The 25,335-nt window shown below is 47.0% G+C and carries 20 protein-coding genes and 3 pseudogenes; 7 read left to right on the forward strand and 16 right to left on the reverse strand.

Annotated elements, in window-relative coordinates:
• Position 1: 1 nt before the first annotated feature.
• From ACWGOO_RS03360 to ACWGOO_RS03390, 7 genes are all read right to left on the reverse strand, one after another.
• Complete coding sequence (locus ACWGOO_RS03360) at positions 2-1,081, reverse strand: ABC transporter permease (RefSeq protein ID WP_452481429.1); 1,080 nt, start codon at positions 1,079-1,081, stop codon at positions 2-4.
• On the reverse strand, positions 1,074-2,612 hold the full coding sequence (locus ACWGOO_RS03365) for an ABC transporter ATP-binding protein (RefSeq protein WP_452481430.1): 1,539 nt from the start codon (positions 2,610-2,612) through the stop codon (positions 1,074-1,076). Before ACWGOO_RS03365 ends, ACWGOO_RS03360 begins: the two co-directional genes overlap by 8 nt.
• Before the next feature lie 139 nt (positions 2,613-2,751).
• Entirely contained in the window at positions 2,752-3,789 is a 1,038-nt protein-coding gene (locus ACWGOO_RS03370; protein ID WP_452481431.1) for a BMP family lipoprotein, read from the reverse strand.
• A 366-nt stretch (positions 3,790-4,155) separates the two neighbouring features.
• Positions 4,156-4,515, reverse strand: a complete 360-nt coding sequence (gene rplT, locus ACWGOO_RS03375; protein WP_007429517.1) for a 50S ribosomal protein L20 — start codon at positions 4,513-4,515, stop codon at positions 4,156-4,158.
• A gap of 53 nt (positions 4,516-4,568) precedes the next feature.
• Positions 4,569-4,769, reverse strand: coding sequence for a 50S ribosomal protein L35 (gene rpmI / locus ACWGOO_RS03380; protein ID WP_013309379.1), 201 nt, complete (start codon positions 4,767-4,769; stop codon positions 4,569-4,571).
• Positions 4,770-4,789: 20 nt separating this feature from the next.
• A complete protein-coding gene (gene infC / locus ACWGOO_RS03385) occupies positions 4,790-5,287 on the reverse strand; it encodes a translation initiation factor IF-3 (protein ID WP_014280557.1) in 498 nt (165 codons plus the stop codon).
• A 319-nt stretch (positions 5,288-5,606) separates the two neighbouring features.
• Positions 5,607-6,845: a glycosyltransferase family 2 protein gene (locus ACWGOO_RS03390; RefSeq protein ID WP_452481432.1), complete on the reverse strand. Its 1,239-nt coding sequence runs from the start codon at positions 6,843-6,845 to the stop codon at positions 5,607-5,609.
• 593 nt (positions 6,846-7,438) lie between these two features.
• On the opposite strand from ACWGOO_RS03390, the gene ACWGOO_RS03395 reads away from it, so the two are divergent.
• Both ACWGOO_RS03395 and ACWGOO_RS03400 read left to right on the forward strand, forming a co-directional pair.
• Positions 7,439-7,966 carry a phosphatase PAP2 family protein gene (locus ACWGOO_RS03395; RefSeq protein WP_452481433.1) on the forward strand — a complete coding sequence of 176 codons (528 nt, stop codon included), beginning with the start codon at positions 7,439-7,441 and terminating at the stop codon, positions 7,964-7,966.
• A 51-nt stretch (positions 7,967-8,017) separates the two neighbouring features.
• On the forward strand, positions 8,018-9,151 hold the full coding sequence (locus ACWGOO_RS03400; RefSeq protein ID WP_452481599.1) for an MGDG synthase family glycosyltransferase: 1,134 nt from the start codon (positions 8,018-8,020) through the stop codon (positions 9,149-9,151).
• 27 nt (positions 9,152-9,178) lie between these two features.
• On the opposite strand, the gene trmB is transcribed toward ACWGOO_RS03400, so the two are convergent.
• Positions 9,179-9,892 carry a tRNA (guanosine(46)-N7)-methyltransferase TrmB gene (trmB, locus tag ACWGOO_RS03405; protein WP_452481434.1) on the reverse strand — a complete coding sequence of 238 codons (714 nt, stop codon included), beginning with the start codon at positions 9,890-9,892 and terminating at the stop codon, positions 9,179-9,181.
• Positions 9,893-9,995: 103 nt separating this feature from the next.
• Positions 9,996-10,193 (reverse strand): hypothetical protein, encoded by a 198-nt coding sequence (locus tag ACWGOO_RS03410; protein WP_452481435.1) that lies wholly within the window; start codon positions 10,191-10,193, stop codon positions 9,996-9,998.
• A 304-nt stretch (positions 10,194-10,497) separates the two neighbouring features.
• Here ACWGOO_RS03410 and ACWGOO_RS03415 point away from each other — a divergent pair, with 304 nt between their 5' ends.
• The 4 genes from ACWGOO_RS03415 (at position 10,498) to ACWGOO_RS03430 (ending at position 14,155) form a co-directional block, all read left to right on the forward strand.
• Positions 10,498-11,451: a TIGR01212 family radical SAM protein gene (locus ACWGOO_RS03415; protein WP_452481436.1), complete on the forward strand. Its 954-nt coding sequence runs from the start codon at positions 10,498-10,500 to the stop codon at positions 11,449-11,451.
• Positions 11,452-12,033: a class I SAM-dependent methyltransferase gene (locus ACWGOO_RS03420; RefSeq protein ID WP_452481437.1), complete on the forward strand. Its 582-nt coding sequence runs from the start codon at positions 11,452-11,454 to the stop codon at positions 12,031-12,033.
• A gap of 144 nt (positions 12,034-12,177) precedes the next feature.
• A complete protein-coding gene (locus tag ACWGOO_RS03425) occupies positions 12,178-13,152 on the forward strand; it encodes a type I phosphomannose isomerase catalytic subunit (protein ID WP_452481438.1) in 975 nt (324 codons plus the stop codon).
• Between the two features lie 25 nt (positions 13,153-13,177).
• Positions 13,178-14,155: an alpha/beta fold hydrolase gene (locus ACWGOO_RS03430; RefSeq protein ID WP_452481439.1), complete on the forward strand. Its 978-nt coding sequence runs from the start codon at positions 13,178-13,180 to the stop codon at positions 14,153-14,155.
• Between the two features lie 98 nt (positions 14,156-14,253).
• On the opposite strand, the gene ACWGOO_RS03435 is transcribed toward ACWGOO_RS03430, so the two are convergent.
• The 7 genes and pseudogenes from ACWGOO_RS03435 to ACWGOO_RS03465 form a co-directional block, all read right to left on the reverse strand.
• Entirely contained in the window at positions 14,254-14,784 is a 531-nt protein-coding gene (locus tag ACWGOO_RS03435; protein WP_452481440.1) for a YfiT family bacillithiol transferase, read from the reverse strand.
• 138 nt (positions 14,785-14,922) lie between these two features.
• The gene (gene odhB, locus ACWGOO_RS03440) at positions 14,923-16,209 is read right to left on the reverse strand and encodes a 2-oxoglutarate dehydrogenase complex dihydrolipoyllysine-residue succinyltransferase (protein ID WP_452481441.1); all 1,287 of its coding nucleotides are present in this window, start codon (positions 16,207-16,209) and stop codon (positions 14,923-14,925) included.
• Positions 16,210-16,214: 5 nt separating this feature from the next.
• Positions 16,215-19,106 carry a 2-oxoglutarate dehydrogenase E1 component gene (locus ACWGOO_RS03445; protein WP_452481442.1) on the reverse strand — a complete coding sequence of 964 codons (2,892 nt, stop codon included), beginning with the start codon at positions 19,104-19,106 and terminating at the stop codon, positions 16,215-16,217.
• Positions 19,107-19,408: 302 nt separating this feature from the next.
• A pseudogene (locus ACWGOO_RS03450) lies at positions 19,409-20,625 on the reverse strand (ABC transporter ATP-binding protein); the annotation flags it as partial.
• Between the two features lie 694 nt (positions 20,626-21,319).
• Entirely contained in the window at positions 21,320-22,027 is a 708-nt protein-coding gene (locus ACWGOO_RS03455) for a tyrosine-type recombinase/integrase (RefSeq protein WP_452481443.1), read from the reverse strand.
• A pseudogene (locus ACWGOO_RS03460) lies at positions 22,024-22,792 on the reverse strand (Tn3 family transposase); the annotation flags it as partial. The pseudogene ACWGOO_RS03460 and the gene ACWGOO_RS03455, both read right to left, overlap by 4 nt.
• A 2-nt stretch (positions 22,793-22,794) precedes the next feature.
• Positions 22,795-23,171 (reverse strand): annotated as a pseudogene (locus tag ACWGOO_RS03465) (transposase); the annotation flags it as partial.
• A 575-nt stretch (positions 23,172-23,746) separates the two neighbouring features.
• Here ACWGOO_RS03465 and ACWGOO_RS03470 point away from each other — a divergent pair.
• On the forward strand, positions 23,747-25,333 hold the full coding sequence (locus ACWGOO_RS03470) for a spore germination protein (protein WP_452481444.1): 1,587 nt from the start codon (positions 23,747-23,749) through the stop codon (positions 25,331-25,333).
• Positions 25,334-25,335 lie beyond the last annotated feature (2 nt).

Here is a 25,335-nt window from a genome sequence, read left to right on the forward strand (position 1 = left end):
TTTACAACACCTTCTCTTTCTTCCGCTTGGAGTAGAGCGGCTTCACTACCCAACGAACAATTCCCTGAGCTGCAATAAAGAAAATAATCGAGCCTATGACAACCCGAATAATTTCGGGCGGTACATCCGCGCTAAAGCTCATCCCTGCAGAACCATACGTAAGCGTTCCGAACAAAACAGAGCCCAGCAATACACCGAACGGATTATTCATCCCGATGAGCGCCACGGCGATACCGTCAAAGCCGGTTCCCGGCGATCCTGCCATGACGGATTGATAATGGAAAACCCCCAGCACTTCAAAGGCACCCGCCAATCCGGCAAAAACACCACTAATGAACATCGCTTTTACGATGTTGCGATTCACATTCATACCTGCATAGCGGGATGCGTCCTGATTAAATCCGACAGCACGCAGCTCATAGCCCTGCTTGGTTTTCCACATGAAAATATAGAAAAACACCGCCGCCAGCACAGCAATAACCGTCCCCCAATGAACCCGGGCATTTCCCATCATCTGTGACAGCCATTCAATCGAAATTGAAGCGGAAGGCTGAATATCCACGGAACGGTTTTCACCATCCATGAGTGCGAACTGGTTAATCACCAGGTTAGCCAAATACAGACCAATCCAGTTCATCATAATACAAGTGATGACCTCATTAACGCCACGCTTGGCCTTCAAATAGCCAGCAATTGCAGCCCACAGACCACCGAATACCGCCCCGGCAATGATCGCCAGCGGCGCATGAATAATAGCAGGCAGTCCATGCAGCTTGATGCCCACAATCGAAGCAGCCGTCATACCCACCAGAAATTGACCTTCGCCGCCGATGTTAAACAATCCGGCACGGGCCGCAAAAGCAAATGCCAGCCCCGTCAAAATCAGTGGGGTCATCTCACGTATAGCCTCACCAAAGTTGTATGAGTCTCCGTACACACGGCTAAATAGTGCAGAATACGCCACAATGGGATCATAGCCGCCAATCAGCATCACGACTGCACCCAGAAGAAGACCCAAAATAATAGAGACCAGCGCCAGAACAAAGGAGTCTTTTGTGAATATTTTCAATAGGTTAGCCATTCTCTACTCCTTTCTTCACTGCACTTCCGGCCATCATCAGTCCCAATTCCTGATCATTCGTTTCTTCCGGTAGCACTTCCCCGATAATCTTGCCCTCATAGATGACAGCAATTCGGTCAGATACATTCATAATCTCGTCCAGCTCAAAAGAAATGAGCAATACCGCTTTGCCTTGATCCCGCTGGGCAACCAGTTGCTTCTGGACAAATTCAATCGCTCCAACATCCAGCCCCCGTGTAGGTTGGGCCGCAATGAGCAGGTCTGGATTTTTATCTATTTCACGCGCAATAATTGCCTTTTGCTGATTACCGCCAGATAATGCTCTCGCCTTGGTATGAATATCCGGCGTTCTCACATCAAATTTCTCAATGAGACTTTTCGCCTGCTTATCCATAGCCTCTTTATTCAGAAAGCCGTTTTTACTGTAAGGAGCCTGATAGTACGTCTCCAGGACCATGTTTTCGCTCATAGAAAAATCGAGTACCAACCCGTGCTTATGCCGGTCCTCCGGGATATGCGAAACGCCTGCCTCTGAAATTTTACGTGGTGACTGATTCGTCATTTCTTGTCCGAGCAATCGGATGTGCCCGCCATCGACCTTGCGTAAACCGGTCAGAGCTTCAATCAGCTCACTCTGCCCATTGCCATCCACTCCGGCGATTCCTAAAATCTCGCCTGCCTTGACTTGCAGATTCAGCTCATTCAGAACGCTAATGCCATCCTTGTTTTTAGAGACCACATTGCTCATTTCCAGAACGGTTTGTCCCGGCTTGGTAGGCTGCTTGTCCACTTTAAAGGACACACGGCGGCCTACCATTTTCTCCGCCAGCTCATTCGGCGTCGTTTCCGATGTCTTGACCGTATCAATGACCTGACCCCGGCGAATAATCGTAACTGTATCTGTAATTTGCATGATTTCTTTAAGTTTATGAGTGATCAGAATAATGGACTTGCCTTCAGCTACCAGACGCTTCATAATGTCCAGTAGCTCAATGATTTCCTGTGGAGTCAACACCGCTGTTGGCTCGTCGAAAATCAGGATATCTGCGCCACGGTAGAGCGTTTTGATAATTTCCACACGCTGTTGCATGCCGACCGATATATCTTCAATTTTGGCATTTGGATTCACCTGAAGGCCGTACTGTTCAGACAACCGCTGCACTTCGGCGGCAGCCTTTTTATAATTGATTTTCAGACCTTTGCGTGGCTCCGAGCCCAGGATAATATTTTCGGTTACGGTAAACGGCTGCACGAGCTTAAAATGCTGATGCACCATGCCAATACCCAGATCAATCGCCTTATTGGGGCTATCAATCTGTACTGGTTTCCCACCGATTTCTATCGATCCTTCATCCGGCTGATACAGTCCGAAAAGAATGTTCATAAGCGTAGATTTACCCGCACCATTCTCACCCAAAAGGGCCTGAATTTCTCCCTTATGCAGCTTGATGCTGATGGAGTCGTTGGCAACGATGCCGGGGAATCGTTTTGTAATTTGCTTTAACTCAACGACGGGGGTCGCTGCATCCATGAGATCACCCTTATACTTTATAGTATGTGCTCCAATGAGCTGATTGACCGTTATGATCTGTGTAACTCCAGACGTAAGAACAAGGCTAGTCTTGTGAACCAGCCTTGTCGTCACCTTTATTTATCTTGCAAGCCCAATCTTATTTCGAAGGAACTGTAATTTCGCCCTTAATAATTTTTTGCTTGTATTGTTCTACGAGATCAAGCACGTCTTTAGGAACGTTTTTACTGGATGTATCCGCCAAGCCAACTCCGTTGTCTTTCAGAGCCAGTGTTTCAATACCGCCCTTAAATTTACCGTCGATGACTTCCTGGGATACGCGTTTTACGGCTTCATCCACACGTTTGACCATTGAAGTCAACGTTACGCCGTCACCAAACTCAAGCGATTGGTCTTTATCTACACCGATAACCCATACTTGCTGACCTTGTTGCTTCCGTGCGAGTGCTTCGTTAAATACGCCTGTACCTGATCCGCCAGCTGCGTGGAAAATAATATCTGCACCATCGTTGTAGATCGTTGCAGCCGCAGCTTTACCCAGATCCGGCTTATCAAACGCACCTGTGTAGTTTACTTCCAATTTTGCATTTGGATTTACTGCTTTAATACCAGCTTCAAAACCTTTTTCAAAACGCTTGATCAGCGGGCTGTCTTGTCCACCCACAAAACCAATTTTATTTGTTTTGGTGAGTTTACCAGCTACAACTCCCACCAGGAAGGAACCTTCATTTTCAGCAAAAACAACCGATTTTACATTAGGCGCATCCACGACACTGTCGATGATCGCCAGATTTTTGTCCGGGTTTTCTTTCGCTACTTGTCCAATCGCATTCGCCAGATTAAAACCAATACCCCAAGTCAGGTTAAAACCATCCTTGACAAATTGGTTCAGGTTAGGAATGTAATCTTGGTCCGATTTACTTTGCAGGTATTTAGCCTTGATACCTGTTTCTTTTTCAATTGCTTGCAGTGCTTCCCAAGCAGATTGGTTAAACGACTTGTCGTTTACTCCACCTACATCTGTTACCATGCCGATTTGGACATTCGATGTTTTGGCAGAACTACCTGCGTCTTCGCCACTTGCATTGGACGCGCCCTGATTTTTGTTACCGCAACCTGCGAGAATGACTGAGATCGCTAGCAGCATAACCAAAGACATACTGAACATTTTCTTCATGCTGATACTGTTCCCCCTTAGTGTTAGATACCTGGACTGTCTCTTTTCTCTGAAAATGGACACGTCATACATGCCATTTACTGTCGAGACAGATCGTACAGAAGACTTACTTAAGAGATTATACAATTATGATCGACTAAAATCTAGATGATTAATAACCTTGGGTCAATTTTTTTTGAAATCCCATCAATACAAGCACTACACCTATTGCAAAATATCATCACATGTCATGTTTATTCGTATTTCGAATAATTTGGGCCCTTTTCATCTCGCTAAGTATGTACAAAAAAAGGCATCCCTAAACAGCATACTGCTCGGGATACCTTTTCAACCACTTTCGCGGTTTCCACGCCTTCATTTCAATAATTAAGCGTTGATTTTGCCTTTAGCAACAGTTGCCAAAGAGTTGAACGCATTGATATCGTTGACTGCAAGATCAGCCAAGATTTTGCGATTAATGTCCACACCAGCCAATTTCAGGCCGTGCATCAGTTTGCTGTAAGACAAACCGTTCAAACGAGCTGCTGCATTGATACGCACGATCCACAGTCTGCGGAAGTTACGTTTCGTCTGACGACGATCACGGTATGCGTAAACAAGCGATTTCATTACCTGCTCATTAGCTGTTTTAAAAATGCGGTGCTTGGAACCAAAATAACCTTTAGCAAGCTTCAATACTTTTTTATGACGACGACGAACGACGAATCCGCCCTTTACTCTTGCCATATCAAAAGACCTCCCAAATAATGTTTATGCTTAATTCATTGTCGTGCTGTGTGCTATTTCAGGTTAGCAAGACCTTGTTTCAGACGCTTAACGTCCCCAGGTGCCATCTCAGGGTTAGTACCCAGAACGCGTTTTGCACGTTTAGATTTGTGGGAAAGCAAGTGGTTTTTGTAAGCTTTGTAACGCATTACTTTACCAGTACCAGTAATCTTGAAGCGACCTTTAAGGCTGCTATGTGTTTTCATTTTAGGCATTGAACTTCCTCCTTAATTTGTCATTGACTCTTTGGAGCCAATATCATAATCATGCTGCGTCCTTCGAGCTTGGGTTGGCGCTCCACGGTACAAAGATCAGCAACTTCCACTTTCACACGTTCGAGAATTTTTTGACCCACGTTAGCATGGGTAATTTCCCGACCGCGGAACCGAACGGAGCATTTCACCTTGTCCCCTTCATTCAGGAACTTCACCACATTGCGAAACTTGGTCTGGTAGTCATGTTCCTCGATGTTGGAACGGAACCATACCTCTTTGATGTCAACGATCTTCTGGTTTTTACGGGCTTCCTTTTCTTTCTTCTGTTGCTCATAGCGGAATTTTCCGTAATCCATAATCCGACACACGGGCGGCTTCGCTTGAGGCGCCACGTTCACGAGATCCAAGTTTGCGTCAATCGCCATTTGCAGAGCTTCACGAGTCGGTGTAATCCCGATTTGTTCCCCGTTAGCACCAACCAGACGTACTTCTCTCACCCGAATCTCATCATTGATCATATGTTCCTTACTAATAACCCTCCACCTCCAGAACCTGTTATTGTTGTATTGTGTTAAAGCACAAAAAAGGGATGACGACTATGCAGCCGACATCCCTGTCTGATACTCAATTCATCATGAAAGTTCAATTCACAAATCATTGGATCAAGACCAGCCGGCAATACCGGACAGGTGAGAAGTCGGACCTTCTACTTGTTAATCCATACTTTTCAATTAACATACTCTAGTATCATATCACGCAACTCTCCAGAGTGTCAACACTTTTATTCAAAACAGTTGACACTTGGAATCTGTGAAACACTCATACCCTAATCTGCATTTAGCCCTGCTTGCTTTGGACTTCTTCCAGACGAACGACACGCGTATGCTGGGTGTGGCTCCATTGCTTGTTGTTCTGTGTGAAGAACGCATAGAACGTAATCGGATACCAAGAAACCAGATAGACTGGGAATAGCAGCAAGTACAGATACACTTTTTTGAACGTAACCTTTTCCAGGATCATCGCGATCAAAAAGGTGGTAATATTCAGACCAACAGCTATAGCACCGGTCCAAGCCGGAAATTGTACATAGATATTTTCGATATTAGGACCACCAAATAACGTAATGTCTACCCACATCGCTACTGTCATCAAGAAGGTAAGCAACACGATATACACGTTCAGACCATAAAGGGCCATATCGAATTTGATCAAGCTTCTATGCTTGATACTCTGCCACAGCAACGGGAAGAAATAACGGCGAGCGACTGTAAAATGACCCTGCATCCAGCGCAGACGTTGTCTGGAGGAAGCTTTAAAAGTCAACGGCTTTTCATCATATACCTTGGCATCATAATTAAACCTTGGATATACGTTGCGTTGCGTACAGCGCATGGTGAACTCCAAATCCTCTACCAGACTCGTCGCACCCCAGCCCATTTCCTTAAGCAGATTGGTTTCAAAGCACATGCCTGTACCACCAAGGAAGTTAGCCATGTTCAGGTTGTGACGCGACAGTTGCCACAAACGGTTGATGTACCAGTAAGATACTCCATATGCCGCAGTAATCCATGAATCCTCAGGATTCTTCGTATCAATGTACCCCTGAATAACACGGGCACCTGTGCACAAATCGTTGTTCATTTCACTTAAGAAATTCGTATGTGCCAAATTGTCAGCATCGAACATGACAATCGCATCATATTGACGTGGCATAGCCCACAATTCCTTGAGCATCCACTCAATGGCGTAGCCTTTACCACGCAAATTCGGATTTGTACGTTCACAAGCATTCATGCCGTGTGCGCGAACGATATCCGCCGTCTTGTCCGTACAGTTATCACAAATAACGAATACATCGTACATTTCCTTTGGATAATCAAGTTGCTTCAAGTTTTCCATCAATGCTCCAACAACCTGTTCCTCGTTGTGGGCAGCGACCAAAACGGCAAATGATTTTTCCGGAGCCGCATGCTCTTTTCTTTTTTTGCGAACCAGACCGAACAAGGAGAATGCAAACTGATAGGCCGCGATCAGCGCCAGCATAATCTGGAGCGTCACGAAAATGGCGTCTAACATAATCTCTTGTTACCCCCTTTTTTTATACCCCTTAAAAATCTTGCGTTTGTTTTCTATCTGTGTAGCGCAAGTTGGGGCGCTTTGCGCGCCTTTTTTTGTAGTTTGACCCGACCCTTGCTTTTTTCATTGGCTGTGCGCAGCCCCCTTTTGGCTGTCACAGGAATGCCATTACGATTTTCGTTGGTTTTCAATCTTTTGTCAAAGCCTTTAAACCGGTCTCAGCAGCAAAAAAACACGACAAACTCCCGTTTAAACTAGGAATACGACGCTGAGCCTTTCATTCATGACGTTAGGTCTTATTTTCATCCATTTGCTAGCTTTTTATTTCTTTAGTCCTCCTTTTTATGGGCCATTTAACAACCACTTCTAAATACTCTATCGTATTAGACGGATGAACGCAAAGAAAGTTATACAATTCAACTTATATTCCATTAACATTTTTGTGTAGAATTGAACCAGAAAAATTGTGATTCTTGAAATGAGCAGCGTTTAAAAATATGATGAGAGCAAGAGAATAATTACTTATCGCCTGATTCTGTCCAAGTGATTCAAAATATTTGCCGACCAACCCGACGGCAAGCGGAGGAAACCAAATGCAACGTCTAGTCGTAAAACTTGTAAATCTGGAGCAGCAGTTGTTCAAATGGATCAACGGACGCTTACACAATCGCTTTTTGAACTTCTGGCTTTATTATCTTACACATCTGGGTGGGGCGACCTTTACAATCACCTCCACACTGCTTGTATGGCTGCTTGCTCCGCTTCCATGGAAGGAATCCGGTATGAAGGGGGCTATCGCGCTTGGAGTCAGCCACATCCCTGTAGCCATCGCCAAGAAGCTGTATCCGCGGATTCGTCCATATCTGGCACTGCCAGATACGAATACGTTCCGTAATCCCCTGTCGGATCATTCTTTTCCTTCAGGGCATACAACCGCTATTTTTTCAGTGGCCGTTCCTTTTATGCTACAGTCACCCATTCTAACACTGCTTCTGCTGCCTGTCGCGCTGATTGTGGGTTTTTCCCGAATTTACCTGGGGCTCCACTATCCTACGGACGTCCTCGCGGGAGCGGTCATCGGCACATCTGCGGCAATAGGAACGGTTGCATTCTGGCCTTAAAGCCGATATGGTATGATTGAGAACATCCCAGCAGGAACAGGTGAAATGAGAGTGGCTAAAAAACGAGTGTTATTATTATCGGAAGGTTTCGGTGCCGGACATACTCAAGCTGCGTACGCGCTCTCAAGCAGTTTGCGCAAGCTTTCTCCGAATGTGCAAACCAGAGTGCTGGAATTGGGGAGCTTTTTGAATCCGAGAATGGCTCCGCTCATTATTACAGCGTACAAGAAGACTATCATATCGCAGCCTCGCCTGATCGGAATGGTTTACCGTCATCAGTATAAAAAATCATTAAACCGTCTTACAACGCTCGCTTTGCATCGTCTTTTCTACACGCAGACCCGAAACATTCTCCGGCAGCTTCGTCCTGATTTGGTGGTATGCACTCATCCCATCCCAAGTGCGGTGATTTCACGTTTGAAGCGCTTGGGCGTACATGTCCCGCTTTGTACCGTCATTACAGATTACGATGCGCATGGAACATGGATCAGTCCCGAGGTTGACCGGTACTTTGTATCTACGCCTGAGGTCATGCGTAAGCTGCGTATACGTGGAGTGCCTATGTCGAAAATTCAAGTAACGGGTATTCCGGTTCATCCTAATTTTTGGGAACATCCGGGGCACGACGAAATCCGGGACCAATTCGTTCTTAAGCCGATTCCCACCGTACTCGTTATGGGCGGCGGCTGGGGTCTGATGAACGACGAAGTCATTCATCGCACGCTTACCCAATGGAGAGAAAACATTCAATTAATTTTTTGTCTGGGTCATAATGATAAAATCCGTCGTAAAATGCAGCTGGATCCCCGCTTCAATCATCCGAATATTCATATTTTCGGATTTACACGGGAAATCGACAAATTAATGGAGATATCGAATCTGCTCATCACCAAGCCCGGCGGAATGACATGCACCGAGGGACTGGCTAAAGGGATTCCAATGTTGTTTCACAAACCTCTCCCCGGACAGGAAGAAGAAAATTGTCAATACTTTACAGCTCAAGGCTTCGGAGAACCGATTACTTCGCTGGATGTTGTTGTTAAATGGATGAACCGGCTGTTACACGAATTTCCGGAAATCGTTCGCAAGCGACAGGATCACGTTCATAATGTAGCACGATATTATCCTCTTCAGAGTGCACAGAGTATTTTGGATATACTGGAACCAAACAGGGTGCTTTCCTAAATAAGGAAGCACCCTGTTTTATTTTATTTATTTCCCATACTTCTCAAGACGTATTTTCTCATACTCTTCTAAAGCATCTTTGCCGATTAGCACCTCGACACGATGGATGTTCATGCCTTTGCCCATGAATTTATGCTCATATTCCGTCATGACATGCTCTTCGTTGATACCATCACGATGAAGGTTCAACGAAATGTTCGTCATTTGTAGACCACTGTCGGCAAACGAATTCAGCGAAAACTCAAACAGCGTCTCTGAATCGGTCTTGAAATGAATTTGCCCCTTGCTGTTTAAAAGCTGACGGTACTTGTCCAAAAAGCGCGGATGCGTCAAGCGACGACGCGCATGCTTGGCTTTAGGCCACGGATCGCTAAAATTCAAATAAATGCGCTCAATTTCCCCAGGTTCAAAAACATTTTCAATCTGTTCAATGTTCGCCAACGCCAATTTGATATTAGGCGGCGTATCAACCTCTGTATCACTCCAAGCCAGACGTGACTTTTCCGCTGCACGACGAACCAACTCATCGTACATATCAAATCCAATATAGTTGATTTCCGGATTCCGATAGCTCATTTGGCTAATAAAACGCCCTTTGCCCATACCGAATTCCACATGAATCGGACGATCATTGCCAAAAAGCTGCTGCCACTTTCCTTTATACTGCCCCGGCTCCAAGATAACCAGGTCCTGCTGTTCTTCCAAACTTTCCCGTATTCCTTTTCTTCCGCGTAAACGCATGTTACTCCTCCATATGCTCTGTTATCAAGGAAAAAGGAATCTCACCCCCGCTTGAAGATACGGAAATGAAATTCCTTTTTCAATATATTTGGATTGGGTCCAACTAATTTAATTGTTCATAGTCTACCCCATCAGCAGGTGAAAAATCAATCGTCTTTTGGCAAGCGGCTCTGATTTTTTGACGTGCGGCCGTTCCAATTTGGCGGTCCTGCCCAAAACGGACACCGGTCAGCGCCAATGCCTCATCAAAGGTTAACTCAACAGTAACTTTATCCATACGCTTTTTATCCTGCGTATTCATAAAAGATCACCTCACAGGTTATTAGTGATGGAACCGACGTGCATTTACCCTAAAGCAGGCGATAGAAGCAGCATAGCTGCCCTGAAAAATAATCATTAGCCGATGTTAACCTTTATTTTCAAGATCTCAAACAGTCCTTTTACAGTACTTTTGGTATCGCTTACAATATAACACATGGTGTAACCTTTTTCAATCCTGAATCCTATAAAATTCGTACTTTCTCCTGCCTTTCGCTGTCAAGTGATTCCCAATTCCGACTGATTTTTGTTACACTAAGGTGATCGCAAAAAAAAGGAGTACACCCATGAAAACAGATTTGTTGCCTGCTCCTCTCCTGTGGGGAGATAAACGGTTCCATACGTGGAATTACGAAATGCGCGAGCAATTTCAAAATAAAGTGTTTAAAGTCATGCTGGATGCGGGTTTTACCTGTCCGAACCGGGATGGTTCCATTGCCAAAGGAGGCTGCACCTTTTGCAGCGCACGGGGATCTGGTGATTTTGCCGGACGCCGCCGGGACGATCTCGTTACCCAATTCAATACGATTCGGGACCGACAGCATCTAAAATGGCCGAACGCCAAATATATCGGCTATTTTCAAGCCTATACAAATACGTATGCCCCGGTTGAGGAGCTACGCGAATACTTCGAGGTCATCCTGGAGCAGCCCGGCGTTGTTGGTCTGTCCATCGCTACACGTCCCGATTGCCTGCCTGACGATGTAGTGGATTACCTTGCCGAGCTAAACGAGCGCACATACCTGTGGATCGAGATGGGCCTGCAAACCGTCCATGAATCCACCTCGGAGCTGATTAACCGCGCCCATGACACTCAATGCTATCTGGAAGCGGTGGAAAAGCTGCGCAAGCGTAATATCCGCGTGTGCGCACACATCATTTACGGGCTGCCGCAGGAAACGCATGAAATGATGCTGGACACAGGTCGTGCAGTGGCAGCTATGGATGTGCAGGGCATCAAAATCCACCTGTTGCATCTCATGCGCAAAACGCCGATGGTCAAGCAGTATGAAGCCGGATTACTACGCTTTCTGGAAAAGGATGAATATGTCAAGCTGATCGTCGATACGCTGGAATTTTTGCCGCCCGAACTGATCGTTCATCGCTTGACCGGAGATGCACCACGCGATTTGCTGATGGGTCCGATGTGGTCGCTCAAAAAATGGGAAGTACTTAACGCCATTGACGATGAACTAAAATCACGGGAAACGTGGCAAGGTAAGTATTGGAGGCAGTCTTAAATGGGCTTCCTGTCTGTACTGAGCTACGCTCATCAATTGGTAGCTGCACGAGTCCAGCCGGGCGATGCGGCTATAGATGCCACAGTTGGCACCGGAGCGGATACACTGTTCCTAGCTAAGGCTGCCGGAAGGCGGGGACGTGTCTATGGCTTCGATATCCAGCAGGAGGCGTTGCAGCTCGCTCGTCATCGGCTGGACGAAGACGAATCACCCTCACTGGCGGAGGTGTCGCTGCTGCTGCAAGGCCATGAGCAGATGCGGGAGGCCGTTCCCGACAAGCTGCATGGCAAAGTCGCTGCGGTCATGTTTAACCTCGGCTACTTGCCCTCCGAAGGCGCTGATCCGTCTGTAATCACGCATACCGACAGTACACTCGCCGCTCTTGATGCGGCGCTGTATCTGCTGCGCCCGCGCGGTATTCTGACCGCCGTACTGTATCCGGGACACGCCGGAGGCGGCGAGGAAGCGGAAGCCGTTCTTCAATGGGCCTCCGCCCTCCCGATATCCAGTGGTCAAAGCATTATTTACCGCCAATTACAGCGAGCCACTTCGCCCTACGTAGTGGCGGTTGAAAAGAAATAATGTCGGTTTTTTTTAGCCGCCTTATATATATCTTTTTCGAGCGTCGTACGGGCTATTCATCCTAGTTTTATTGCCCCATCGGGACGTTTCTGATTCCCTATTCTGTTAGGTCGCACTCATTACTCATTATGGAGGAGAGAAATTATGCTAAAGCCATACCCGCTGCAATTTCAACCTGAGTTCAAAGAGAGAGTTTGGGGAGGACGAGCCTTAGAACAATTCGGTTTGACCCCGCCGGAAGGACATATTGGCGAAGGATGGATGATTGCCGATCATCCAAATGGAACCACAACGGTCATTAATGGCAAGCTGGCTGGCAAAGGACTGGATGAAATTCGCGAAACCTACGGGCAGGACTGGCTCGGGGCCAAGGGCGTATCGGAAAAAGGCGGACGTTTTCCGCTTCTGATCAAGCTGCTGGATTGCAATGACGATCTGTCCGTGCAAGTGCATCCGACAGATGATTATGCAGGACTTCCAGCCGGAGAGCTGGGAAAAACCGAAATGTGGTACGTGCTTGATGCCAAGCCGGATGCTAAAATTATTTATGGTCTGACCGAGGGTGTGACCCGGAACAGCCTGCGTACCGCTCTTGAAAGCGGAGACATCCTGGGCAGCTTGCGTCAGATTCCTGTTGAGGCAGGCGACACATTCTTCATCCCCGCTGGAACCGTACATGCGCTGTGTGCAGGCGTTGTTGTTGCTGAGATTCAGCAAAATTCAGATACCACCTATCGGTTATATGACTATAACCGTCCTGGTCTGGATGGCAAGCCCCGTGAGCTGCATATCGAGGATTCCCTCAATGTGACCTCTTACGAGGGGGCTGGTGCAACAACGATGAAAACAGGAGGTTTGCAACCGGGCGAATGGCTTCAACTCGCAGCCTGTGAGTATTTTGTCGTAGAAAAGGGTATCGTAAAAGGAAGCTGGGCGCTTTCCACAACCGATGACAGCTTTACCATTCTCGTGATTTGCGAAGGTAGCGGTACATTAACGTGGGACGATCATTCGGCGTCTCTCTCCTGCAAAGCCGGAGATTGCTTCCTGCTGCCCGCCAATCTGGGCGGTTACACGTTGCATGACGGAATGACTGTCCTCAGATCTTATCTTCCTTAAAGCTTAAAGGGTGTGTTGTCTAATCATGCGGGAATATACCTTCACCATCGCTGAAAATGACGGAACGGACCTTTTTGCCTACCGCTGGCTACCGGATGAGCATACGCCCGTGCGGGGAATCGTTCAGATTTCGCACGGGATGTGCGAGACGTCCCACCGCTATATTCACTTAGCCGAGAAGCTTACAATTTCCGGCTACGGTGTATATGCCAACGATCATATCGGCCACGGACGTACGGCTGGTGATCCTGATAAGCTTGGCATGCCGGGAGCGAATGCATTCAGACGAATGGCAATTGGTATGCTGGATCTGGGCCAAATTGCGGCCAAAGAGTTCCCTGATCAGCCTCGTTTTTTGCTCGGTCACAGTATGGGGTCCTTTTTAACCCAGAAAATCATGTATGATGGCAGGCAACAGTATCACGGTTTTATTTTATCGGGAACGAACGGGCGGCGTGGCCTGCTGAAACTTGGCGAACAAGTTGCCCTGCTGCAAGCCAAACTGCAAGGAATGGATCACCGCAGCATACTACTCAACGCTATGGTCTTCGGCGGATTTAATCGGGCCTTTCGTCCGGTGCGTACAGCGTTCGACTGGTTATCCCGCGATCCCGAGGAAGTAGATCAATTCGTGCATGATCCGTTATGCGGGGCCATCTGCACGACAGGTTTTTTCCTTGATTTTTTCCGGCTGTTACAGGAAATTCATAGTCCCTCCTCACTCGAAAAAATCAATCCCACACTGCCAGTCTATATTTTTGCAGGGGATCGTGATCCGGTCGGGTTGTTCGGCAAAGGTGTTCTATCACTGGTGGATATGTACCGAAGTCTGAAGCTTCAGGATGTAGAATATCGTCTCTATCCTGACGGCCGGCATGAGATGCTGCATGAAACGAACCGTGACGAGGTCATGACCGATATCGTTAATTGGCTGGATCGTCATATTAACACAGCAGCGAGCTCCGCTTCTATTTTGTCTGGAGGCTCTGAAGCATCCTCATAAATAGCTCTTAATAAAAAGAAACCTTCAAAACCACGATTACAGTGGACTTGAAGATTTCTTTTTGTGTTTAATTTTTTACTTTGAGGTTGTCTTAATAATTACCATTCATTCCGTTCTCTTAGGGAAGTAATATGAGCTATATGATGTTTGCCGTGCCAGGCATAGATGCCGATGTTTCGTTCCAGGCAGATCGTCTGACCCGATTCCGGATGGATAAACGTACGGTGTAATTGATCATCCCCCAGCGAACGCAACACAACCACCCACCGTTCATGCAGCCCTTCCAGCAATTGCAGAGAAGGCTCCAGCGGAAGCTCCCTTGCATCCGGTATTTCGGCCCAACGCCCCTCATCATATGGCTTAATCGTGGGTGTATCCTCTGTTAGCGCCAGCTTGAAGCGAATATAACTGTTCATATGGCTGTCTGCCAAATGATGGACAACCTGCCTAACCGTCCAGCCTCCTTCGCGATAGGGCGTGTTCAACTGTTGTTCGTCCAGCCCTCCGACCGCCTGACGAAGCTGGGAAGGCAGTTCGGCAATATCGTGAGTCCATGCCACAAGCTGTTCTTCTGTAATGGGTTCCGGAACGACGAATGACCCAATCGGGTAGCGCAAATCATGATTCAAAACAGTTCCCCACCCTTCTTTCACATCTGAGTACCTACTACCTGTAATCTTATGTTATAACTATGCAGGAAAAAAAGCAGACCCGCAAGAGCCTGCTTTTTCCTATACGTAACGTTTGGGTACAACTGTTGATCTATTTTATCCTTCCAGCAACAGCGATTCCGGATCTTCCAGCAATTCTTTGACCGTTACCAGGAAGCGAACCGCTTCGCTGCCATCAATAATCCGGTGATCATAGGACAACGCGATATACATCATCGGACGATTTTCCATACGTTCCTCGTCAATGGCAATCGGGCGAAGCTGGATTTTATGCATTCCCAAAATACCCACTTGCGGTGTATTCAGGATTGGCGTAGACAGCAGGGAACCGAAAATACCTCCGTTGGTAATGGTAAAGGTTCCACCTTGCAGATCCGCCAGAGAAAGCGAATTAGAACGTGCTTTGCCAGCCAAGTCCGCAATACTCTTCTCGATTTCGGCAAAGCCGAGACGATCAGCATCCCGTACGACGGGTACGACCAGCCCTTCCTTCGCAGATACAGCAATCCCGATATCATAGTATTTTTTCAGTACGATATCATCACCGTTAATTTCCGCATTCACCGTAGGGAACCGCTTGAGCGCGCCGACCACTGCCTTCGTAAAGAAGGACATAAAGCCCAGCCCAACATCGTGCTTCTCCTTGAACTTGTCTTTGCGGCGTTTGCGAACATCGAGAATAGCGGTCATATCCACTTCATTAAAGGTCGTGAGCATAGCGGCCGTTTGCTGTGCCTCAACGAGACGCTTGGCAATGGTCGCTCTGCGGCGGGACATGCGCTGACGTTCCACCGGCTTGCTGTACTCTGTCTGAGACGGAGTCGCAGCGGGTGTCGCAGGTGCAGGTGATGCGGCACGCGAAACATCGGTGCTGTTCGCATGCGTTTTAACGTCCGCCTGGAACACACGTCCGAGCGGGTCCTTCCCCTGTACTTGCCCCAGATCAATTCCACGCTCACGTGCCAGCTTCCGGGCAGATGGAGATGCCGTCTGACCGCTCCCGTCACCGTTAGACAGAGTAGGCTGTGCGGCCTGTTCCGCTGCTGATTTACCACCACCTGTGGAAGCGGGCGAAGTCGCTAGAGGCGGTGCTTCCGGCGCTTTGGTCGCTGCTGCTTCTCCGGCACCGGATGGCTCTGCGCTACCGCTCCCACTTCCGATCAAACCAACAGCTTCACCGATAACCACCGTTTCCCCTTCCTGACGAAGGATTTTCTGGACTACCCCCGCTTCTTCTGCGCTAATTTCCAGATTGACCTTATCGGTTTCCAACTCCAGTAGAACATCTCCCTGTCCTACGGAATCCCCTTCCTTCACAAGCCATTTGGAGATTGTCCCTTCCGTGATGGATTCTCCCATTGCTGGTACTAAAATATCGCTCACAGCCGCTACCTCCCCAGTGTAATATTATTTTTGGAATCCTGCTTCAACGCTGATTGAATAATTCGCTGCTGCTCTAGGCTGTGTACTTGCTGATAACCACTCGCCGGGCTGGAACGATCCGGTCTGCCTGCGTAGCGGATTTCCGCTCCTTGTGGCACTACATTCCGCAGACGAGGCTCAATGTAACTCCAGGCACCCATGTTTTTCGGTTCTTCCTGTGCCCATACGAATTCCTTAACATGCTGGAATCGGCTGAAAACATTCCGAATTTCCTCTTCCGGGAAAGGATACAACTGCTCGACACGAATGATGTGCAGACGATCCTCCGCTTCATACTTGTCTTTCTCCAACGCCTCTTCCAGATCAATGGCAATCTTGCCACTGCACAGTACAATCCGTTCTACACGATCCGGGCGCGCACCCAGTCCGGGCTGTTCCAGCACGGGACGGAATGTTCCTTCGCTGAATTCGGAAGCAGGCGAAGCGACACGATTGTTACGAATGAGACTCTTCGGCGACATCATCACAAGCGGACGAGCTTCCTCACTCTCGCTTAATGCAGCCTGACGGCGCAGCAGATGGAAATACTGCGAGGCACTGCTCAGGTTAGCGACAGTCCAGTTATTTTGTGCAGACAGTTGGAGGAATCGTTCCAGACGTGCGCTTGTATGTTCCGGTCCTTGTCCTTCACTACCATGCGGCAACAGCATCACCAGACTGGATTTCTGTCTCCATTTGGCGCGGCCAGCGGAAATGAACTGATCGAAAATAACCTGCGCACAGTTGGCAAAATCACCGAATTGTGCTTCCCAAATCACTAACGTTTCAGGAGAGTACACGTTATAGCCATACTCAAAGCCAAGGACAGACGCCTCAGACAACGGGCTGTTATGAATACTGAACGAAGCGCGTGCTTCTGGCAAAGTGTGCAAAGGGCAATGCGTATTGCCCGTTTCAGGCTCATGCAACACGAGGTTACGGTGAGCAAACGTTGCCCGCTCCGCATCCTGACCCGTCATACGGATCGGTTTGCCATCTGCCAGAATCGTTGCCAGAGCCAACGTTTCCGCCAAGCTCCAATCCACCTTTTCACCTTCGTTCAGAGCCGTTTTTCTACGCTGTAAAATACGATCCAGCTTCGGATATACCTGGAAGGCCTTTGGCCATTTTAGCAGGTTTTCATTGATCTGGCGTAACTTTTTCAACTCTACAGCCGTACGAATCACTGAATCCTGACCCCGTTTTGCCTTGGAAGGAGCAATTGTAGGCTCCTCTTCCGGGTTATTCTTCACATGCTCATGCGCTTCCTTGAGTCGATTTTGTACCTTATCGATAAGTCCAACATTGTACGCTTCATCCACGATTCCTTGCTTAATCAGGTTTTGAGCATACAATTTGCTAACCGTTGGATGGTTTTTCACCTTACTGTATACCAGCGGTTGCGTTGTTTCCGGATCATCGGATTCATTATGACCATAACGGCGATAGCCAATCAAATCAATCAGGAAATCCTTCTTGAAACGGTTGCGATATTCACCAGCCATTCGAGCTGCTGCAATACACGCCTCGGGATTGTCCGCGTTCACGTGTACGATCGGAATTTCATATCCTTTGGCCAGATCGCTTGCATAGCGGGTCGAACGGGAGTCCACGCTTTCCGTTGTAAAGCCCAAACGATTGTTAACGATAATATGAACCGAACCGCCATTACGGAAGCCGCGCAAATTCGTGAAATTGAGTGATTCGGCCACGATGCCTTCACCTGGAAAAGCAGCATCTCCATGCATGATAATGGTTGCCGCCTTGCTAACATCCAGCTTCGGGTAGCCCGCTTCACTACGATCCTCCTGCGCTGCGCGGGAAAAGCCCTGCACGACCGGATTCACGTATTCCAGATGACTCGGGTTATTCGCCAATGTCAGACGGGCTTGTACTGCTTCCCCATCCTTTACAAAACGATTGGCACCCAGATGGTATTTCACATCTCCGGTCCAGCCGTAATTAATTCCTGTCGAGCCTTCTGACGGAATCAGATCCTTATTCGGAGAATGATGAAATTCAGAGAAAATCTTGCTGTAAGGCTTGCCCAGCACGTGGGCCAGTACATTCAGACGACCACGATGCGCCATCCCCATCAAGACGTGGCTTGCACCTGCATTCGTGGTAAGACGGATAATCTCGTCAAGCACCGGTACAAGGACATCATTACCCTCGATGGAAAAACGTTTCTGTCCGACAAACGTTTTATGCAAAAACTCTTCAAATTGCTCCACCTCTACCAGTCTGCCTAGCAATGCCTTGCGTTCCTGTGTGGTGAGTGGTTTGGAGGACCAGTCGGATTCAGCATAGCTGTTCAACCAACGACGCTCCTCCTCGTTATGAATGTGACTAAATTCATAGGCAATCGGGCCTGTGTATGCCACACGCAAGCGTTGGATAGCTTCCCAACCGTTAAGTGTTCCAGCAGGAGCGTTATCCCATATTAAAGAGGACGGAAAAGCCTTTAGGTCCTCTTCAGTCAAACCGTAGGATGCCGGATCAAGCAAGTGTGTATCCTGCTCGGCATCCAGTCCCAGAGGGTCTATTTGTGCAGCCAAATGTCCGTATTCACGGATGTTCCACACCATTTTCCCGGCTGTAACCGCTTTCTGTAATGTGTTCGAATCAAGATGTCCCTGAGCACTTGCCGGGGGGCCTTGCAATTTGTAGTCTATCATGGAAGCAGTCGAGTATTCGGATTGTGGCGGCTCACCCCATTGATCAAACAGCTCGCGGTAAGCCGGATCAACTGTTCCGGGGTCCGCTACATACTTTTCATACTGGTCCTGCACATAACCTAGATTAGGTCCATAATAACTCTGCCAAGGTACCTGTCTGCTGCTCTCTTCCATTGTCATCTCGTTCCCTCCGTCAAATTTTGAAATTCATAGCTGGACGGAAATCATTTTCATTTCAGTTTTTGCAAAGTTCTCATTTTAAGTTGTTCACAATATGCTCACATTATATGAAATCCTTTATCAAAAGTCGAATTTCACAGTTCCTATCCTTCTCCATTGTATAAACTTTTCCGTCTATGAGCATTTCCTTTTTCTCAACATACCAATGCGTAAATTAGATGAATCGGGTTATTTCGTATGAATAAATGCGCCACAGGCGGAGTTGTCCCCAGCCCAGACGCTTTTATCGTACAAATCGTAGTTCAGGAACCAAATTGGGCAGTATGCAAACGACTGTACACTCCACCCGCCGCAACCAGCTCCACATGTCTTCCCTACTCGGTAATACCTTTTTCCATTACTACGATGATACGGTTAGCATTTTTGATCATCGCCAGTCGGTGGGCAATGACCAGTGTCGTCCGTCCGGCAGACAATTCTGTCAGTGATTGTTGAATTGTAGTCTCCGTCTCCGAATCCAGCGCTGAGGTCGCTCCATCCAAAATGAGAATCGGCGGATTTTTCAAGAACATCCGTGCAATCGCCAACCGCTGCTTCTAACCTCCAGACAGCTTCACACCCCGTTCACCGATCACCGTATCCATTCCTTCCGGCTGAGAACGGATAAAATCATGCAGCTGCGCACGCCGCGTAGCCTCCTATATTTCATCCTCCCCGGCATCCAGCTTGCCATACCCGATATTTTCGCGAATAGTGCCAAGAACAGGAACACATCCTGCTGCACAATCCCAATCTGTCGGCGTAGTGAAACCAGCGTCATACAGTGGATATTCATACCATCAATGGTAATGACATCGCCCTCCACATCGTAAAAACGGGAAGCAAGCTGCAAATCGTCGTTTTCCCGCCCCTGACAAACCTACAAAAGCAACCGTTTTTCCAGCCTGAATGCCGAGATCAATTCCTTTTCAGTACCTTGTCCTTGCCTTCATATCTACAAGGAACATCGCTATAGCGAATATCTTCTCTCAAATGGTTTGCGCGCCGAAAACGGTTGTTTTTTTTGTCAAAGAGTACCTTTTCAAACTACTCATTACCAAAAGATTGCACAACTCGGATACCGACAATTATACCTTCTACACGGGCATTAAACTCTTCCATGCTCGTATACATCGTATCGAAGGCCTTGGTCATCTTTTCATTAAAATAAATGGACACCCAGATTAGTACCGGAATCACCGCAAAAATTAGCAACGCGAGCTTCTAGTGAATCGAGCTCATCAGCACAAATGCCCCGATCAGCGTCATAATCGCAATGAACAAATCCTCCGGCCCGTGATGCGCCATTTCGCCAATCTCCACCAAATCATTCGTAATTCGCGACATCAGCTGCCTGTCTTGTTGTTATCAAAAAAAATCGGTAGGACATCTTTTGCATATGCTCAAACAGTCGCTGCTGCATCGCCGTTTCAATATTAACGCCCAGCATATGACTCCAATAGTTAATGATGTACTGCATCACCGTATTTACCGCATAGATCGCGCCAGCAAACCCGCGCAGGCTCACAGAATCAGCCTTAAGTTATTTTGCGGCAATAAGCCGTCCACCACACAATTGACGGCGAGCGGAAACCCCAGATCCAGCAACGCAGCAAAGACCACGCACAAAAAATCCAAAAGAAACAAAAAACGACGTAGCATGCTTCTCCCCATTTCTGTATGTACTCATTGGCAATAGACTTCCAATCGAGGAAAAATCTAATAAACAAAAAAATATCCGGCAGGCGCAAAATCTGCGTCATTAGGACATTTTGATTAGAATCGTAGTAGCGGGATTCGAACCCACGACCTCACCCACCCCAAGTGCCTCGTGGGGTCTGTTGTGAGGTAAAACTGTGAAGGTGGACTTTTTTGCTTACTCTTTTTTGTTAGGTAATCACCCAATTATGCATGGGCAATGACCCAAAAAGTATACAGCCAAATACAATATCTTAAAAAATAAGATTAAGATAAGGAATGATTGTCTTTAATGCATGACGTTCTGCCAAAGTACACCTAATCCAGGGACTTATCAAGAATATCATGATGCATGTAGATTGAATTTCCCACCAAAACCTATATAAGTTGAACTTAAAATTAGAAAACTCTGGTAAGGATTTCGTTGCTACATGGGGTTATACCAGCGTAGCTGACACCACCCGTAAACGTATAGATTAAATTGGTAATTTATTAATAACCTCGTTATATTCATTTTGAGCATCGGTAATTGCCAGCTTTGAGTATACTTCCAAAGATTTTCTGCTTTCATGGCCGGAATAGGGTTGAATCAGCGCGTCATCAATGCCCTGCTTTTTTAGCCAGGTTAATAGAAAGTGACGTAGTTTATGAGGAGAAAGGTTTTGAGATAACTTGGCCTCCTCTGAATATTTAGCTAAAATCTTGCGTATTCCCCTGTCCGTGTACTTATTCTTCCATGAGGACTCAAACAGATAGGCCGCTTGCTTCTTTTTCATCGAATCAGCATGCATGGCCAGTAGCTCTTTGAAAGTCTGAGGAAATGGAACAATGCGGTCTTTGCTGCCCTTTCCTTTGTTGATCCGGATCTGACAGTAATCAAAATCGATGTCCGCCAGCTTAATGCTGATTAACTCACTGACCCGGACACCTGTATACATGAGGGTCTTCACGATCATCATGTCTTGAAAATTCTTGGCCTTCCAAACTACTTCATAGTATCTTTTTAATTCTTCCTCTGAGGGTACGTAAGGTAGCTTTTTATTTGATTTTGGAATCTCAACTTCTAGCTCCCTTCTTAAATGCTGAAACAAACTCTTTAAGTAAGCATAGTCCGGTCGTTCTGAGCGAATGTACTTCGCCAGCTCCTGGGCTTTCTTTTTTGCAGATACGCGTTTTTCAATCATGCCAGCTCACCTTCCAATGGAAGTCTTTCCGTCATGTCCAACCGGAATGTGCCATATGGATTAACGTGAGTATAGATCAAGGGTGTCACCGCACGTAAATCTTCCGGAGTCATTAGATCAAACCATTTCTTCTCCGATAAAACGTTCTGGAACATGATGGTATTAATGTAGACTAAACAATTTTGTAGTAGATGAAGCGACAAAACGGCCATCTCTTGATCTTCTATGCGATTCGTAGCAATTTCTCCACCCTTTCCCATAGAAGATAAATCCGTTGGCCGAGTTCCAGTTTTCCACGACATTTAAACCAGCATTAATCTCCCGACGTAATTCTTCAGAATGCAAATATTCACAGAGGAAGATGGTTTTAACTGCCTTACCCAACTCACCTAGCGCCTGATACGTTGGATGCTTCAAATTGTTCCGGGTAAACCGCTTCAGAATGGCTTCCGTATCAGCCGTACCAAGCCGTAAAGCTGTTGCATACTTCATCATTTGATCATACTGCTGACGGATCAGTTCCCAATTAATCGGGCGCGTGAGTACATGCTGCAAGTTCGCAAAAGCGTCAGTCATTCCTGGCTCCGGTCGGTATAACTTTTGTGTATGAATAGCTTTTAATCGAGGCATGAGTTTGTAACCAAGCAAATAATAAAAGGCGAATGCAACCTCACTCTGTCCATGTGAATCAACATAATTCTTCTCCACTTCCGTATCGGTGCAGTGACGCAACAACCCTTCCATCATCGCAGCGACTTCGGTTGCCTGTTCTTTGGCTTCGTAGTAAAACGTACTTCTTGCGATTTGCAGGACGTCACACATTACTGATACCGAGTATTGATCACGATTGTTCTGGATGATAGCTACTTTCGTCCCATGATCAGCGCGGCTTGCTTTAAAATGTCGACCTCCATTTTGAGGCGTGGTTTTCTTTGCGTAAAGCAATGAGTTCATTCTCTTCCGCAGAGCGATTGTCCTTCTCGGAAAAGGAACCTGTTGTCTGAGCCTGTTTGATCCAGCGATCCAGAGCTGAGGCTGTGAGCCCATATTCGTCCACAAGGGCTGCTCTGGTTTTGCCGTTCTCGTATAACTGAACCATTTCTTTTTTGAACTCTGTTGTAAAGGTACGTCGTTGATTTGGCATTGTAGATAATCCGCTCCTTAGCGTAATAGGTTTATTCTACAAGCCCTCGTTTTTGTTATCCAACTAAGTGTAGCCGATCCATCCACAACGGGGACCGCAAGGTGGGCTCCCAACTAAGGAAGCAGTTGTCGCAGAGATTCCTCTGTGATGGCTGCTTTTTCTGTTATAGTCACAGTTGCAAGTAGCGTAGCACTGGAGTTGGGAAATGACGTAACTATCGATGTATTATCGGCGAAGCTAGAGGTTTTTGCACTCCTTCGTCCGGGTCACGATTGCTGCAGCGGTTAGTGACGTACTTGAGCTTTTTCCTTCCGCTATGCTTAACGTTTCCCATCATGGAGTAGTAGGTGCCGATGGTTTTTCGGCATTCCCCACGTACAATCAAGCCCCTCAGCAGATACGCCCCGGGCTAGTGCTTGTTGCCATCCATCTTCTCCTGCAAGCTGGAACGCTTCCTTCGAAATGAACTCAGGCAGGATTTGCAGCCTTTCTCGGCGAGTTCCGAAAATGTATGCAAATGATAAATACTGGTTATTATAATTATCAAAGTTAATTGAAGATTTGTGAGGTAGCCTATGCCACTCTTTAAAAGGATTTTTCACGGAGCCTTTTGGAAGCAATCGCATAATAACAAACCTATACAGGATTTCTTACCGTCGCAGCAAGCCGATGACTCAATAAAAGAGCATTTGGAAGAAAACGAAATGAATATCAAAGTGATTTTCGCAAATTGTCCGGATGTTATATTCAGAGCCTTTAAAATCAAGGGGGTCCAACAAGCGCTGCTCGTCTACCTCGACGGATTAAGCGATACGGATTTGTTGGATACACATGTATTGTTGCCCTTAATGCAGATGAAAGAGACTGAAGAAACTAGCATTGAACTGCTTCTCGAAGAAAAGCTGTCCATTGCTGATCTTACAATTGTTTCCATGATGCATAAAGCCGTTTCTGAAATTTTATCGGGAAATCCCGTATTATTCTTCGATCATGAACCGCGGGCAGTCGTTTTAGGACTGGCAAAATGGGAGAAACGCTCGATTGAAGAACCGCAATCGGAATCTGTCGTAAGGGGTCCGCGCGAAGGGTTTACAGAAAGCATAAGTGTTAATATGATGCTGCTTCGCCGTCGAATAAAGACTCCGAACCTCAAATTTCAGCCGTTCAAACTGGGGACTGAAACGCAGACTCAAATTTTTTTAGCGTACCATAAAGGAATCGCAGAACCAAACTTGATTGAAGAAGTCACGAATCGGCTTCGTAAAATCAATTTAGACGCTGTATTGGAGAGCTCGTATATTGAGGAATTAATTGAAGATAACCCCTATTCCCCATTTCCGCAAATTCTAGAGACCGAAAGAGCTGATGTTGTTTGCGCCTCCTTACTTGAGGGACGTGTAGCGATTCTTATCGACGGAACGCCTTTTGTTCTGATTGCTCCAATTACCGTATTCTCCTTAATACAATCGGCGGAGGATTATTATTCCCGGTGGTTTGTTGGCTCCATCGTACGTATCTTGCGTTACGTTTTTATAGCGTTATCTCTTTTATTGCCGTCCATATACGTTGCAATCGTCACGTTTCACCCACAAATGCTGCCGCTGTCTTTATTGTTCAGTTTTTCATCATCCCGGGAGTCTGTTCCGTTTCCAACCATTGTAGAAGCGTTAATGATGGAAATCGCATTCGAAGCGCTCCGTGAAGCAGGCATTCGATTGCCCAAGCAGATAGGCGCTGCCGTTAGTATTGTCGGGGCGATCGTGATCGGTGATGCGGCGGTTCGGGCCGGCCTCGTCTCTGCACCGATGGTCATCGTGGTTGCCATTACGGGTGTTTCTAGCTTTGTCATTCCCCATTATTCGATCGGGTTGACTCTTCGGGTGCTTCGTTTTCCCATCATGATTCTCGCCGGATTTCTTGGGATCGTCGGAGTCATGCTGGGAATTATGGCGATTCTTCTCCATTTATGCACACTGCGATCGTTTGGCGTACCCTACTTGTCAGGTATCGCGCCGACCATTAGAGAGGATCTTAAAGACCAGTTGATTCGAGCACCTTGGTGGGCCATGAATAAAAGGCCGCACTTGACTGGAGACATCCGTACATTCAGACATGCCTCGCCGAAACCGGGTTCAACTCCACAGGATGATGATTCAAAATAAAA

The sequence above is a fragment of the Paenibacillus sp. NPDC055715 genome (assembly GCF_053617595.1).

Coding starts and splice junctions, on each gene's coding strand:
- ACWGOO_RS03360 (WP_452481429.1), bottom strand. CDS start 1,081: ATGGCTAACCTATTGAAAATATTCACAAAAGACTCCTTTGTTCTGGCG.
- ACWGOO_RS03365 (WP_452481430.1), bottom strand. CDS start 2,612: ATGGATGCAGCGACCCCCGTCGTTGAGTTAAAGCAAATTACAAAACGA.
- ACWGOO_RS03370 (WP_452481431.1), bottom strand. CDS start 3,789: ATGAAGAAAATGTTCAGTATGTCTTTGGTTATGCTGCTAGCGATCTCA.
- rplT (WP_007429517.1), bottom strand. CDS start 4,515: ATGGCAAGAGTAAAGGGCGGATTCGTCGTTCGTCGTCGTCATAAAAAA.
- rpmI (WP_013309379.1), bottom strand. CDS start 4,769: ATGCCTAAAATGAAAACACATAGCAGCCTTAAAGGTCGCTTCAAGATT.
- infC (WP_014280557.1), bottom strand. CDS start 5,287: ATGATCAATGATGAGATTCGGGTGAGAGAAGTACGTCTGGTTGGTGCT.
- ACWGOO_RS03390 (WP_452481432.1), bottom strand. CDS start 6,845: ATGTTAGACGCCATTTTCGTGACGCTCCAGATTATGCTGGCGCTGATC.
- ACWGOO_RS03395 (WP_452481433.1), top strand. CDS start 7,439: ATGCAACGTCTAGTCGTAAAACTTGTAAATCTGGAGCAGCAGTTGTTC.
- trmB (WP_452481434.1), bottom strand. CDS start 9,892: ATGCGTTTACGCGGAAGAAAAGGAATACGGGAAAGTTTGGAAGAACAG.
- ACWGOO_RS03410 (WP_452481435.1), bottom strand. CDS start 10,193: ATGAATACGCAGGATAAAAAGCGTATGGATAAAGTTACTGTTGAGTTA.
- ACWGOO_RS03415 (WP_452481436.1), top strand. CDS start 10,498: ATGAAAACAGATTTGTTGCCTGCTCCTCTCCTGTGGGGAGATAAACGG.
- ACWGOO_RS03420 (WP_452481437.1), top strand. CDS start 11,452: ATGGGCTTCCTGTCTGTACTGAGCTACGCTCATCAATTGGTAGCTGCA.
- ACWGOO_RS03425 (WP_452481438.1), top strand. CDS start 12,178: ATGCTAAAGCCATACCCGCTGCAATTTCAACCTGAGTTCAAAGAGAGA.
- ACWGOO_RS03430 (WP_452481439.1), top strand. CDS start 13,178: ATGCGGGAATATACCTTCACCATCGCTGAAAATGACGGAACGGACCTT.
- ACWGOO_RS03445 (WP_452481442.1), bottom strand. CDS start 19,106: ATGACAATGGAAGAGAGCAGCAGACAGGTACCTTGGCAGAGTTATTAT.
- ACWGOO_RS03455 (WP_452481443.1), bottom strand. CDS start 22,027: ATGATTGAAAAACGCGTATCTGCAAAAAAGAAAGCCCAGGAGCTGGCG.
- ACWGOO_RS03470 (WP_452481444.1), top strand. CDS start 23,747: ATGCCACTCTTTAAAAGGATTTTTCACGGAGCCTTTTGGAAGCAATCG.